At 73.2% G+C, this 12,695-nt stretch carries 16 protein-coding genes; 7 read left to right on the top strand and 9 right to left on the bottom strand.

The genetic code is table 11. The features are described from left to right. The first annotated feature begins 104 nt into the window (after positions 1–104). The 3 genes from IF73_RS0119620 to IF73_RS0119630 all read left to right on the top strand — a co-directional run bounded on the left by IF73_RS0119620 (position 105) and on the right by IF73_RS0119630 (position 1,577). Positions 105–500 carry a helix-turn-helix domain-containing protein gene (locus IF73_RS0119620; protein WP_031009753.1) on the top strand — a complete coding sequence of 132 codons (396 nt, stop codon included), beginning with the start codon at positions 105–107 and terminating at the stop codon, positions 498–500. Positions 501–513: 13 nt separating this feature from the next. Beyond that, positions 514–1,134: a hypothetical protein gene (locus IF73_RS0119625; RefSeq protein WP_031009755.1), complete on the top strand. Its 621-nt coding sequence runs from the start codon at positions 514–516 to the stop codon at positions 1,132–1,134. A 95-nt stretch (positions 1,135–1,229) separates the two neighbouring features. Then, complete coding sequence (locus IF73_RS0119630; RefSeq protein WP_031009757.1) at positions 1,230–1,577, top strand: DUF2516 family protein; 348 nt, start codon at positions 1,230–1,232, stop codon at positions 1,575–1,577. Positions 1,578–1,670: 93 nt separating this feature from the next. Here IF73_RS0119630 and IF73_RS0119635 read toward each other — a convergent pair whose 3' ends face one another. From IF73_RS0119635 to IF73_RS0119650, 4 genes are all read right to left on the bottom strand, one after another. Continuing rightward, positions 1,671–3,002 carry a PP2C family protein-serine/threonine phosphatase gene (locus IF73_RS0119635; protein ID WP_078868150.1) on the bottom strand — a complete coding sequence of 444 codons (1,332 nt, stop codon included), beginning with the start codon at positions 3,000–3,002 and terminating at the stop codon, positions 1,671–1,673. A 409-nt stretch (positions 3,003–3,411) separates the two neighbouring features. Next, entirely contained in the window at positions 3,412–4,470 is a 1,059-nt protein-coding gene (locus IF73_RS0119640; RefSeq protein WP_031009761.1) for a C40 family peptidase, read from the bottom strand. Positions 4,471–4,676: 206 nt separating this feature from the next. Continuing rightward, positions 4,677–4,805, bottom strand: a complete 129-nt coding sequence (locus tag IF73_RS42590; RefSeq protein ID WP_267883588.1) for a hypothetical protein — start codon at positions 4,803–4,805, stop codon at positions 4,677–4,679. Positions 4,806–4,819: 14 nt separating this feature from the next. Further along, a complete protein-coding gene (locus tag IF73_RS0119650; RefSeq protein WP_031009764.1) occupies positions 4,820–5,617 on the bottom strand; it encodes a class I SAM-dependent methyltransferase in 798 nt (265 codons plus the stop codon). Positions 5,618–5,932: 315 nt separating this feature from the next. Between IF73_RS0119650 and mshA the strand changes: the two genes are divergently transcribed. Beyond that, positions 5,933–7,303, top strand: coding sequence for a D-inositol-3-phosphate glycosyltransferase (mshA, locus tag IF73_RS0119655; protein WP_031009766.1), 1,371 nt, complete (start codon positions 5,933–5,935; stop codon positions 7,301–7,303). Further along, entirely contained in the window at positions 7,296–7,826 is a 531-nt protein-coding gene (locus IF73_RS0119660) for a YbjN domain-containing protein (protein WP_031009774.1), read from the top strand. Before mshA ends, IF73_RS0119660 begins: the two co-directional genes overlap by 8 nt. On the opposite strand, the gene IF73_RS0119665 is transcribed toward IF73_RS0119660, so the two are convergent. Further along, positions 7,783–9,129, bottom strand: coding sequence for an MDR family MFS transporter (locus tag IF73_RS0119665; RefSeq protein ID WP_031009777.1), 1,347 nt, complete (start codon positions 9,127–9,129; stop codon positions 7,783–7,785). The two genes, IF73_RS0119660 and IF73_RS0119665, sit on opposite strands and share 44 nt — an antisense overlap. Before the next feature lie 125 nt (positions 9,130–9,254). Between IF73_RS0119665 and IF73_RS0119670 the strand changes: the two genes are divergently transcribed. After that, entirely contained in the window at positions 9,255–10,013 is a 759-nt protein-coding gene (locus tag IF73_RS0119670) for a phosphoglyceromutase (RefSeq protein WP_031009779.1), read from the top strand. A 72-nt stretch (positions 10,014–10,085) separates the two neighbouring features. On the opposite strand, the gene IF73_RS0119675 is transcribed toward IF73_RS0119670, so the two are convergent. After that, positions 10,086–10,382 (bottom strand): ribosomal protein L7/L12, encoded by a 297-nt coding sequence (locus IF73_RS0119675; RefSeq protein ID WP_031009780.1) that lies wholly within the window; start codon positions 10,380–10,382, stop codon positions 10,086–10,088. 107 nt (positions 10,383–10,489) lie between these two features. Further along, positions 10,490–11,026 carry a hypothetical protein gene (locus IF73_RS0119680; protein ID WP_031009782.1) on the bottom strand — a complete coding sequence of 179 codons (537 nt, stop codon included), beginning with the start codon at positions 11,024–11,026 and terminating at the stop codon, positions 10,490–10,492. Between the two features lie 94 nt (positions 11,027–11,120). Between IF73_RS0119680 and IF73_RS0119685 the strand changes: the two genes are divergently transcribed. Beyond that, positions 11,121–11,588 carry a GNAT family N-acetyltransferase gene (locus IF73_RS0119685; protein WP_031009785.1) on the top strand — a complete coding sequence of 156 codons (468 nt, stop codon included), beginning with the start codon at positions 11,121–11,123 and terminating at the stop codon, positions 11,586–11,588. A gap of 42 nt (positions 11,589–11,630) precedes the next feature. On the opposite strand, the gene IF73_RS41480 is transcribed toward IF73_RS0119685, so the two are convergent. Together IF73_RS41480 and phoU are read right to left on the bottom strand one after the other, a co-directional pair. After that, positions 11,631–11,783, bottom strand: coding sequence for a hypothetical protein (locus tag IF73_RS41480; RefSeq protein ID WP_199806673.1), 153 nt, complete (start codon positions 11,781–11,783; stop codon positions 11,631–11,633). Positions 11,784–11,899: 116 nt separating this feature from the next. Next, a complete protein-coding gene (gene phoU, locus IF73_RS0119690; protein WP_031009786.1) occupies positions 11,900–12,580 on the bottom strand; it encodes a phosphate signaling complex protein PhoU in 681 nt (226 codons plus the stop codon). Positions 12,581–12,695: the final 115 nt, after the last annotated feature.

The raw sequence follows: 12,695 nt of genomic DNA on the forward strand, positions 1-12,695 counted from the left end.
GCGGCTGGTCACGCCCTCACCGTACCGGTGACGCCCCGGGACACGCGAGCACTGTTGCAAGCATCTGCTTGCAATAGTTAGCAGGCGATGGCAGGGTACGGAGCATGGCATCGCTCAACGTCGGCAATCTCGGCAGTCTCGGGGAGTACCTGCGCGAGCAGCGGCGCACCGCGCAGCTCTCGCTGCGGCAGCTCGCCGACGCCGCCGGGGTCTCGAACCCGTACCTCAGCCAGATCGAGCGCGGCCTGCGCAAACCCAGCGCCGAGGTGCTCCAGCAGGTCGCCAAGGCGCTGCGGATCTCGGCCGAGACGCTCTACGTCCGGGCCGGGATCCTCGACGAGAAGGACCGGGAGGAGCTGGAGACGCGCGCCGTCATCCTGGCCGATCCCTCGATCAGCGAGCGGCAGAAGCAGGTGCTGCTCCAGATCTACGACTCCTTCCGCAAGGAGAACGCCGCGGAGGCCGCTGCCGCAGCGGAGCCGGAAGCTTCCAGCCAGTAGGAGGACCACCAGCATGGCCATCATCGACGAACTGCGTACCCCCCTCTACTTCGCCGCCGGCACCGCCGACCTCGCCGTCCGGCAGGCCCGCAAGGTGCCCGGACTCATCGAGCAGCTCGCCGCCGAGGCGCCCGGCCGGTTCGAGGCCGTCCGGAACACCGACCCCAAGGTCGTGCAGGAGAAGGTCCAGGAGAAGGTGCAGGCGACGGTGGCGGAGGTCGCCGAGGTCGTCGGCGGCCTCGACACCGACCTCAAGAAGCTCGGCGAGACCGCCCAGGGCCTGGCCCTGCGGGGCGTCGGCGTGGCTGTCGAGTACGCCGTCAAGGCGCGCGAGAAGTACGAGGAGGTCGCCGCCCACGGCGAGGAGGCCGTCCGTGCCTGGCGCGGCGAGACCGACGAGCCGGCCACCGAGATCACGGTCGTGGTCGAGCCCGTTTCCGAGCCCGCGTCCGAGCCCGCGTCCGAGCGCGAGCCGGTGGCGGAGCCCGTCGCCGGGGTGCCCGCGCAGGAGGCCGCCGGGCCGGAGGCCGCGAAGGCCCCCGCCCGCAAGCCCGCCGCCCGCAAGGCCGCCGCGAAGAAGTCCGCCGCCAAGCCGGCGGACGAGGCCGCCGTCCCGGCCGGCGAGGCCGAATAGCGGACCCGGGCACGATTCCTGGGGACCGGAGCGTTGAAACGGGTACCTTGACCGCGAGGCGTACGTACCCCATGACCCACTAGGCGGTGTTCAGCATGCTGATGGACCGGTTCGACAACACCCTCAACCTGCTGATGTTCCTGGTCTTCACCGGCTTCGCCGTCGCCTCGTTCGTGATCGCGGCGCTGGTCCGGGAGGACGCCTACCGGGCCGCGGACAAGCAGACCAAGAAGTTCTGGCTGATCCTGCTCGGGGTCAACCTCGCCCTGAACCTGTTCCTCCCCGGCTTCCTCTTCCTGCTGATCGCGGGCCTCATCGCCGCCATCGTCTTCATGGTGGACGTGCGGCCCGCGCTCAAGCAGGTCATGGGCGGTGGCGGCGGCGGCCGGCGCGGCGGCTCCAGCAGCGACGGGCCGTACGGCCCGTACAACGGCGGCCGGTAGAACCCACGCAGGACACGCACGGCAAGCACGGCACGCAGGACACGCACGGCACGCAGGACACGCACGGCACGGATCGGGCGGGGCCCGGGGAGATCATCCCCGGGCCCTGTCCCGTTCCAGGGCCAGCAGCGCCACGTCGTCCGTCAGCTCGCCGCCGTTCAGCGTCCGGGCCTCGGCCATCGCCGCCTCCAGGAGCGCCTCGCCGCGCAGGCCGCCGGCCAGCTGCCGGTTGATCATCTCGACCATGCCGTCCTGCCCGAGCCGCGCCGAGCCGGGGCCCGCCGTCCGGCCCTCGATCAGGCCGTCGGTGTAGAGGAGCAGGCTCCACGCCCCACCCAGCTCGACCTGCCGGCGCGGCCAGCGGGCGCGCGGCAGCAGGCCCAGGGCCGGGCCGCCGTCCTCGTACGGCAGGAGCCGCGCGGTGCCGCCCCGGTGGGCGACCAGCGGGGCCGGGTGCCCGGCCAGGCAGAGCCCGGCCCGGCGCCCGTCGGGCGCGATGTCGACCGTGCAGAGGGTCGCGAAGATCTCCTCGCTCTCCCGCTCGTGTTCCAGGACCTGCTGGAGGGTGGAGAGCAGCTCGTCCCCGCAGAGCCCGGCGAAGGTCAGCGCGCGCCAGGCGATCCGCAGCTCGACGCCGAGCGCGGCCTCGTCCGGGCCGTGGCCGCAGACGTCGCCGATCATGGCGTGGACGGTGCCGTCCGGGGTGCGGACGACGTCGTAGAAGTCGCCGCCGAGCAGCGCGCGGGACCGGCCGGGCCGGTAGCTGGCCGCGAAGCGCAGGTCGGAGCCCTCCAGGAGCGGGGTGGGCAGCAGGCCGCGCTCGAGCCTGGCGTTCTCCTGGGCGCGCAGCCGGGACTCGGCGAGCTTCACCTTGGCGGCGTCGTTGCGCTTGCGCTCGACCGCGTACCGGATGGCGCGGCTCAGCAGCCGGCCGTCCAGCTCCTCGCGGAAGAGGTGGTCCTGGGCCCCGACCCGTACCGCCTCGGCGGCCAGCTCCGCGTCGGCGGAGGGGGCCAGGGCGAGGACGGCGTGCCGGGGCGCGAGGCGCAGGATGTGCCGCAGCGGGGCGAGCGGGTCCCCGTCGCCGGAGCCCCGCGGCACGGGCAGCGAGAGGTCGACGAGCACGCAGTGCACGTCGTCGGTGAGCAGCCGCTCGGCCTCGGTGAGGTTGCGGGCGGTGCGGATGCGGACCCGGGTGCCGCTCGCGCCGGCGGCGTCGAGCAGTTCGGGTACGGCGAGGGCACCCGCCGGGTCGTCCTCGACGACCAGGAGGGTGAGGTCGGTGCGGTCGCGGTCGGTTCCTGTGCCTGTGCCGGTTCCTGTGTCTGTCACAGCGGTGGCTTCCATGGCGGTGGCGTCCATGGCGGTGGTGTCGCCTTGCCCCGCAGCAGAGACGATTCTCTGGCGCGGTACGGATACGGGCATCGGTCCGGGTTTCCTTCCCTCCCCCGAGGGTGCGCCGGGCGCCGGGTGGCGGCCCGCCCGTCCGGGACCATAGCGGCAGTCCGGCGCGCAGCGGAATGGCGATCACTCCGTGAGCGGCCGGCTCTTCTTTGGCATATGCCGCGGAAGGGGAGGTAGTTGTGCCCGGAGCGGTCGCGGGCGGGTCCCGGACCCATGAGAAAGGTCACTCGGGCCGGATCTGTCAGGTCGCGCCGGGACGGGGGCTGCGGCTCCCTGTTGTCAGGTCGGGCCGGGACCGGGTCTGCGGCTCCCTGTTGTCAGGTCGGGCCGGGACCGGGTCTGCGGCTCCCTGTTGTCAGGTCGGGCCGGGACGGGGTCCGCGGCCGCCTGCCGTCAGGTCGGGCCGGGACCGGGTCGGCGGCCCCCTCCGTCAGGTCGGGCGGACGATGCCGAGGATCTCCATCGAGCCGGCACCCGCGACGGTGACGTTCCGGCCGGGGCGGGGCGCGTGGACCATCTTCCCGTCGCCGATGTACATGCCGATGTGGCTGGCGTCCTGGTAGTAGACGATCAGGTCGCCGGGACGCATGTCCTCCGGCTGGACGCGCGGGAGCAGCCGCCACTGCTCCTGCGAGGTGCGCGGGATCCGCTTGCCGGCCGCGGCCCAGGCGGACTGGGTCAGGCCGGAGCAGTCGAAGGAGTCCGGGCCCTCGGCGCCCCACACGTACGGCTTGCCGACCTGCGCGAGGGCGGACTCGATGGCCCTGCGGCCCTCGGGGGTGGCCTGGGAGCTGAGCTCGGCGAGGATGCCGGAGTCGAGCCACTTCGTCTGGGACTGCTGCCGGGCCAGCTCCTCCAGCCGGCGGAGCCGCTCGCGCTCCTCGGCGGCGAGCTCGCTCTCCAGCTTCTTCGCGGCGGCGATCTTGTCGTTGATCTCCTTCTTCGCCTCGGCCTGCCGGAGCCGGTCGGCCTCCAGCTGGGTCCAGTTGTCGCCGGCCTCGGTGGCGTAGGTGTTCAGTTCGGCCTGGGCGCGGGAGAGTTCGGCGATGAGGTCGGTGGTGGCCTTGGCGCCCTCGCGGAGCCGGCCGGCGGTGTCGAGGAACAGCTGCGGGTCGCCGGTGAGGACGAGCTGGGCGCTGTCGGGGATGCCGCCGTTGCGGTACTGGGCGCGGGCGGTGGCGCCGGCCTGGGCCTTGAGGGTGTCGATCCGCTTCCGGCCGCTCTCGATCATGCGGGCGAGCCGGACGATCTCGGCGGACTGCTTCTCGGTGCGCTCCTCGGCGAGGTTGTACGCGTCCGTGGCGGCGGCCGCCTGCCGGTAGAGCCCGTCGATCTCCGTACGGACCTGTTCGAGGGTCTTCTTCGGCGGGGGCGGCGGCAGCGGGGCGGCGGCGGCCTGGAGGGTCAGCGCGGGCGTGACCAGCAGGGCCAGGGCGCAGGCCACGGTGACCGCGGCGGCGGCGTACGGACGTCGGCGTCCTCGGTTCACTGGTTCCCCCTACGTGACCTCGGTACCCCCTCGGCCACTTTCTGATTTACCGTCAGTAACTTGTGGTGGTCCTGGCGATAGTGCCACGCGGAAACGGAAAACGACAGGTCCCCCGCCAGAGTGACGGCCGATGGGCGGGTGACGTTCCCGCGGCAGGGGGATACGGGCGTGTCGCGGGGCGCTGGAGGCCCCGGGACGCCGGCCGGTCACCCGCCGGCCCCACCGTCTTTCACGCCGGCCCCACCGTCTTTCACGCCGTCCACGCCGTCCACGCCGTCCACGCCGTCCACGCCGTCCACGCCGTCCACGCCGTCCACGCCGTCCACGCCGTCCACGTCACTCGCGTCTCTCACGTCTCCCGCGGCGCGAGCGCGTCCCAGCGGACCGTCACCTCGCCCTGCCGCCACCGCCCGGGACCGTCCACCACCGGCCAGTCGCCCGTCAGGTCGCGGACTGAGCGGATCCAGCGCTGCCGGGCGCCCAGCGAGGCGTACGGCGCGGCCGCCGCCCAGGCCCGGTCGAAGTCCCGCAGGAAGGCGTGGACCGGCTCGCCCGGCACGTTGCGGTGGATCAGCGCCTTCGGCAGCCGCTCGGCCAGGTCCGAGGGCCGCTCCAGGGAGCCCAGCCGGGTCGCGAAGGTGACCGTGCGCGGCCCGCCCCGGTCCAGCGCCACCCACACGTGCCGGCGCCCGATCTCGTCGCAGGTCCCCTCGACGAGCAGCCCGCCGGGCGCGAGCCGCCCGCGCAGCCGCTCCCAGACCGCCGCGACCTGCTCCTCGTCGTACTGGCGGAGCACGTTCGCGGCCCGGATCAGCGCGGGCGCGCCGGGCACCGGCACCTCGAAGCCGCCGTGGACGAAGGACAGGCCCCCGCCCTCGTACGGCTTCGCGGCCTCGACCCGCGCCGGCTCGATCTCGATCCCGTACAGCAGGGTGCGGGGGTCGGCGGTGCGCAGCCGGGCCAGCAGCTCGACGGCGGTCCAGGGGGCGGCCCCGTACCCGAGGTCGACGGCCACGGGCGGCTCGGGGGAGCGGCGCAGGGCGGGGCCGTGGACGGCGGCGATCCAGCGGTCCATGCGGCGCAGCCGGTTCGGGTTGGTGGTCCCGCGGGTCGGGGTGCCGACGGGGCGGGTGGTGCGCGGGGCCATGCGACGAGGGTACGTGGCGCACGCGCGCGTACGGCGGCCGCCGGCGCCGTGCGCGTACGGCGCCGGCCGCGTGGGCACGCGCGCGTACGGCCGCCGGCGCCGAGCTCCGGGGAGTCGGGCCCCACTGCGTGGTCCGGGCAATGAATTGGCAAAGTGCGCCGGTGGCGGAAATGAAAGAGTCCGCTCCGGTGTTGTGACCGGCCGGAGGACGTGTGCGCCCTCCCTCAGGCATGTCCGGTGGACCCGGCCGTGCCGGTGCGGCCGCCCCGGCCGAAAACAGCCCCGCCAGGCACCTCTCGCGGAAGGACCGCCGACGTGAGCCAGTACGTGTCCCGGTTCGCCGGCACCCGGCACCGGCACCCGGCAGCCCCCTCCCGGCTCCGGCTTCCCGGCCGTCACCGCACCCCCCGCCGGGTGGCCATGCTCTCCGTGCACACCTCACCGCTCCACCAGCCGGGCACCGGCGACGCGGGCGGCATGAACGTGTACATCGTCGAGCTCGCCAAGCGGCTCGCGGCCATCGACATCGAGGTGGAGATCTTCACCCGGGCCACCACCGGCGGCCTCGCGCCCGTCGTCGAGCTGGCCCCCGGGGTCCTGGTGCGGCACGTCGACGCCGGCCCGTACGAGGGGCTGGCCAAGGAGGAGCTGCCGGCCCAGCTCTGCGCCTTCACGCACGGCGTGATGCAGGCGTGGGCGGGCCACCGCCCCGGCCACTACGACCTCGTCCACTCGCACTACTGGCTCTCCGGCCACGTCGGCTGGCTCGCCGCCGAGCGGTGGGGCGTCCCGCTCGTGCACGCCATGCACACCATGGCCAAGGTCAAGAACGCCTCGCTCGCCGAGGGCGACACCCCCGAGCCCGCCGCCCGGGTCATCGGCGAGACGCAGATCGTCGCCGCCGCGGACCGGCTGATCGCCAACACCACCGAGGAGGCCGACGAGCTGGCCCGCTTCTACGAGGCGGACCCCGGCAAGATCGCGGTCGTCCACCCCGGGGTCAACCTCGACCGCTTCCGGCCCGCCGACGGCCGGGCCGCCGCGCGCGCCCGCCTCGGCCTGCCCCGGGACGCCTTCGTCCCCGTCTTCGCCGGCCGCATCCAGCCCCTCAAGGCACCCGACATCCTGCTGCGCGCCGCCGCCCTGATGGTCGACCGCGACCCCTCGCTGCGCTCCCGGATGGTGGTGCCGGTGGTCGGCGGCCCCAGCGGCAGCGGCCTCGCCAAGCCGGAGCAGCTGCAGAAGCTCGCCGCCAAGCTGGGCATCGCCGATCTGGTGCGCTTCCACCCGCCGGTGGGCCAGGAGCGGCTCGCGGACTGGTTCCGGGCCGCGTCGGTCCTCGTCATGCCCTCGTACAGCGAGTCCTTCGGGCTGGTCGCGATCGAGGCGCAGGCGACCGGCACGCCGGTCGTCGCCGCCGCGGTGGGCGGTCTGCCGGTGGCCGTACGGGACGAGCGGACCGGTTTCCTGGTGCAGGGCCACGACCCCGTCGACTACGCGCGCGTGCTGGATCGTTTCGCCGCCGAGCCGGAGCTCACCGCGCGGATGGGCGACGCGGCCGCCCGGCACGCCGAGTCCTTCGGCTGGGACACGGCCGCCTCGGGCACCGCCGACGTGTACACGGCCGCCATGCACGACCACCGGCAGCGCGCGCACCACCGTCGCGTACGCTCCCACCATGGCTGACGTTCAGGACGCTCAGGACGCGCGGGACACCCGGCGGATCGTCGAGGACACGCTCACCGACGCGGAGCTGGAGTGGGAGAGCCCCGACCCCGGCTCGTACGTGGTCAAGCTCCCCGGCACCCGCAAGCTGTCCACCACGCTGTCGCTGCGGATCGGCCGGCACTCCCTCTCGCTCAACGCCTTCGTCGTCCGCCACCCCGACGAGAACGAGGCCGGCGTCCACCGCTGGCTCCTCGAACGGAACCTCAAGCTGTACGGGGTGGGGTACGCGATCGACCAGCTCGGCGACATCTACCTGGCCGGCAAGCTGCCGCTGGCCGCCGTCACGCCGGAGGAGCTGGACCGGCTGCTCGGCTCGGTCCTGGAGGCGGCGGACGGCGACTTCAACACGCTGCTCGAACTCGGCTTCGCGTCGGCCATCCGGCGGGAGTACGCCTGGCGGGTCTCCCGCGGGGAGTCGACGCGGAACCTGGACGCGTTCAGGAGCCTGACGCGGGCTCCGGCTTCGCCGGAACAAGGCTGACGACCGGAGCCTCGGCGGCGGGCCGCTCCTGGGCCACGGTCTTCTCGCCCACGGACTCCTCGACCACGCTCGTCTCGGCCGCGGGCTCCTCCTCGCACAGCGCCTTGCGCAGCCGCAGGGTGTAGCCGACGGCGGCGAGGACGCCGATCGCGAAGGTGCCGGCCCACAGCACGTCCGAGCCCGGCCCGTCGACGACCGCGCCGGCCACCACCGGCGCGACGAAGCCGGCGACCGCCCACGACATGCCCATCACGCCCTGGTAGCGGCCACGGGCGTGCTCCGGGGCGAGCCGGGCGGTGGCGGCGGCGTTCGTCGGCACGTGGACCATCTCGCCGACCGTCCACACCACGACGGTCGCGGCGAAGGCGACGGCCGACCCGGCCAGCGCGGTGGCGCCGGTGCCGACCGCGAACAGCAGGGCGGACACGGTCAGCAGGACCACCGGCGAACGCCGGTCGGTCACCTTGTTCACCAGCAGCTGGAAGCCGACGATCACGATGCCGTTGACGGCGATCACCATGCCGTACGAGGACGGCGAGAGGCCCTGCTCGGCCATGGTCAGCGGCAGACCGATCCAGGGCGCGGTGAAGACCACGCAGACCAGCAGGTTGAGGAGGACGAGGGTCCGGAAGGGCGCGTCGCGCAGCACGTCCAGCATGGACACCCGCTCGTCGTCCTTCTCCTCCCCGTCCCGCGCCTTCGCCCGCTCGGGGCGGGTCTCCGGCAGCCGCAGGAAGACGATCACCGCACACAGGGTGGTGGCGACGGCGTCGACGACGAAGAGGGTGCGGTAGCCGAGGACGGCGGCGGCGCCGCCCGCGATGGAGGCGACGGCGAAGCCCAGGTTGAGCGCCCAGTAGTTGAGGGCGTAGGCGCGGCGCACGTCGTCGGCGGGGACCATGTCGGCGATCGTCGCGTTGATGGAGGGCCGGACCGCCTGCATGGCGACGCCCATCAGCAGGACGACGAGGGCCACGGCCCAGGCGCTGGTGACGAAGGCGAGCGCGGCGGCGCAGGCGGCGGCCGCCAGGTGCATGGTGACCATCGTGGGACGGCGGCCCCAGTGGTCGGTGAGGGCACCGCCGAGCGGGGAGCCGGCGACGCCGCCGAGGCCGTGGAGGGCGACGACCAGACCGGCGAACCAGGCGGAGTGCCCGAGCTCGGTCGTCAGATAGAGGGAGAGGAACGTCAGGACGAAGGCCCCGGTCCGGTTCACCAGGGTCGAGAGCCACAGCCACCAGAAGCCCTGCGGCAGACCGGAGACGGTCGCGACCGCCGATCGTCTGAGCGAGTCGATGGACATGTGTGGGCGCCCCCTGCGTGCTGTAAGTCCCTCCAACGGCTCTCGAAACTTACGCATCTCGGCAGGCGGACGCCAGCGAATTGACGACGCGCGTCAATCGTCAGCGGTCCATTAGGCTCGTACGCATGGCCGACGCACCGTACAAGCTGATCCTCCTCCGCCACGGCGAGAGCGAGTGGAACGAGAAGAATCTGTTCACCGGATGGGTGGACGTGAACCTCACCGCGAAGGGTGAGAAGGAGGCGACGCGCGGCGGCGAGCTGCTCAAGGACGCCGGCCTGCTCCCCGACGTGCTGCACACCTCCCTCCAGAAGCGCGCCATCCGCACCGCGCAGCTCGCGCTGGAGGCCGCGGACCGCCACTGGATCCCGGTCCACCGCTCCTGGCGCCTGAACGAGCGTCACTACGGCGCCCTCCAGGGCAAGGACAAGGCGCAGACCCTCGCCGAGTTCGGCGAGGAGCAGTTCATGCTCTGGCGCCGCTCGTACGACACCCCGCCGCCGGCCCTCGCCGACGACAGCGAGTTCTCGCAGGCCGACGACGCCCGCTACGCGACGATCCCGCCGGAGCTGCGCCCGCAGACCGAGTGCCTCAAGGACGTCGTCGAGCGCATGCTCCCGTACTGGTACGACGGCATCGTCCCGGACCTCCTCGCCGGCCGCACGGTCCTGGTCGCCGCCCACGGCAACAGCCTCCGCGCCCTGGTGAAGCACCTCGACGGCATCTCCGACGCCGACATCGCGGGCCTCAACATCCCCACCGGCATCCCGCTCTCCTACGAGCTGGACGCCGACTTCAAGCCCCTCAACCCCGGCGGCACCTACCTCGACCCGGAGGCCGCCGCGGCCGCCATCGAGGCCGTCAAGAACCAGGGCAAGAAGTAGTCCTTACTTGCGAAAGAGCCCCCTACCTGCGGTTTCTCCGCTGGGAGGGGGCTTCTTCGTCGGCTGGGGCCGTCAGGGGGATGGGGCCGCACTCTCGTCGGACTCCGGTCTCTGCCTGGCTTCTGCCCGGGCGCCGGCGCTTCGCAGTACGGCGACGGCATCGTCGGCCACGTCCTGGGGCCAGGTATCCAGGATGGTGAGGGGAGCCTGCCGCGTGAGCACCCTGCTGTGCCAGAGGCTGAGCCCCGTCACCTGACGTACGGCCTGGACCACGTCCATCTCACGCGGCCCGCAGTCGAGGAGCACGACATCGAAGGCCGGGTCGTCACAGACCAGGGTGACGTACTCGGTCTCGTACCCTTCATCCATCAGGCCCCCAGTTCCTCGGCGACGGGGAGCGTACGCACCCTCGAAGACGTCAGCCACAGCTTTAGCCCCGGCCCGGTCGGGTCGGGGGCTCCCGTCGTCCGTGGTCGTCAGTGTTCCTCGCGGCCGCCCGCGGCCTCGTCGCAGGCTTCGTCGCGGAAGGCGTCGAGGGAGGTCGTGCGGATCTCGTCGTCCAGGGTGTAGCGCACCTGGCCGGGCTTCAGGCGGGCCAGGTCCTCCGGGGTGAAGCGGACCGGGGAGGCCGCCCAGGTGTCGTCGTCGGTCCAGCCGGTCAGCCGGTAGCTGCGGCCCTTCTCCAGGCGGCCGGTCTCCCGCTCGGCGGTCCACTCCTCGGCCGCCGGGGCGCCCGCGGTGTGCATCAGCGGCCAGGTGGTGAAGCCGGTGACCGGGCCGTCGTGCCGCCAGTCGCCGGTGATCTCCCGGGACTCCGCCTCCGGGGCGTCGTCGGGGTGGAGCGTCGCGCCGTCGACGTGGTCGTGGCACATGAGGATCACGCCGAGCGGCGTGCCGTCCTCCGCCACGGACACCCCCGCCAGCCCGGCCGGCGCCGGCGAGCAGCCCGTGAGCAGCAGTGCGGCGGCACCGGCCGCCGCCGCTGTCAGGAGGGTCGCTCGCGCGGTGGGCATGGCCGCAATTCTGTCGGGCGGAGCCGTCGATGCCCAGGGGTGACCGACGGTAATCCGAGGTGAACGGGGCAGGAGGCCCGCTACCGTCCCGTCCATGACACGATCACCGCGCCTGGAGCGGGTCACCCCCGCCACCGTGGACGCCGCCCTCGCCCTGCGCGTCCACCCCCATCAGGAGAAGAACGTCGCACCCGTCACGAAGTCGCTCGCCGAGGCGTACGCGTACGGGGAGACCGCCTGGCCCCGGCTGGTCTTCGACGGCGACCGGCTCGTCGGCTTCGTCATGGCCTTCCTCGACATCGCCTGGCGCGGCGAGGAGGACCCGGCCGACCGGCGCAGCGGGCTGTGGCGGCTGAACATCGCCGCCGACGCCCAGGGCGCCGGATACGGCCGCTTCGCCGTCGACGCCGTCGCCGAGGAGCTGCGCCGGCGCGGAGCCACGCGCATGTACGTCACCTGGGAGCCCGGCGCGGACGGGCCCGGGGAGTTCTACCGCCGGCTCGGCTTCCGCACCACCGGCGAGGAGAGCGGCGGCCAGACCGTCGGCGTACGGGAGCTGTGAGGAGGGCGGGGGAGGGCCGGACGGGACCCTCCCCCTCTCACGTCAGCCCGAGCAGCCGCCGCACTGGCACGGCGCCCCCGACTGGCAGCCGCAGCCGCAGCCGGAACCGCAGCCGCAGGCGCCCAGGACGGGCAGGTGCGTCCGCTCGCGCGGGGCCTCCGCCGAGGTGTCGGTCGTGCTGGGGGAATCGGCCATGGGGTCCCTCCCTCGCGGGACGCGGATCGTCCCTCGTCCCCCATTCCATGCCCACCCCGACCGGCGCATCAACGGCGCACGGAAGCCCCGTGCGCCCGTACGCCCCCCGGTACGCCCTACGCGCCCTCGACCGGGGTGTCCTGCGGCTGGAGCTCGTCCGCGTGCTCGCCCGTCACCAGGTAGACCACGCGCTTCGCCACCGACACCGCGTGGTCGGCGAACCGCTCGTAGTACCGGCCCAGCAGCGTCACGTCCACGGCCGTCTCGATGCCGTGCTTCCACCGGTCGTCCATCAGGTGCTGGAAGAGCGCCCGGTGCAGCAGGTCCATCTCGTCGTCGTCCTGCTCCAGCTGCATCGCCAGGTCGACGTCCTTGGTGATGATCACCTCGGCGGCCTTCGCCATCAGGCGCTGCGCCAGCTGGCCCATCTGGAGGATGGTGGCGTGCAGGTCGTTCGGGACCGCGCGGTCCGGGAAGCGCAGCCGCGTCAGCTTGGCCACGTGCTGCGCCAGGTCGCCCGAGCGCTCCAGGTCGGCGCTCATCCGCAGCGAGGTGACCACGATCCGCAGGTCCGTCGCCACCGGCTGCTGCCGGGCGAGCAGCGCTATCGCCCGCGCCTCCAGGTCGTGCTGGAGGTCGTCGACCTTCTGGTCGGCGGCGATCACGCTCTCCGCGAGCTTCAGGTCCGCGTCGAGCATCGCCGTGGTGGCGCGCCCGATCGCCGACCCGACCAGGCGGGCCATCTCGACCAGGCCCTCGCCGATCGAATCAAGTTCCTCGTGGTACGCGTCCCGCATGGATGTCCCTCTCTCCGGCAGTGCTTTCTTCGCTTCGTGATGGGGTGATGGGGATGGTCGCTCCGGACCCCACGCTCCCACGTTCGGCCCCCTGGGCGTCCGGCTCCATCCCCTC

Source organism: Streptomyces sp. NRRL F-5727, assembly GCF_000719555.1.
In the GTDB taxonomy this organism is placed as follows: domain Bacteria; phylum Actinomycetota; class Actinomycetes; order Streptomycetales; family Streptomycetaceae; genus Streptomyces.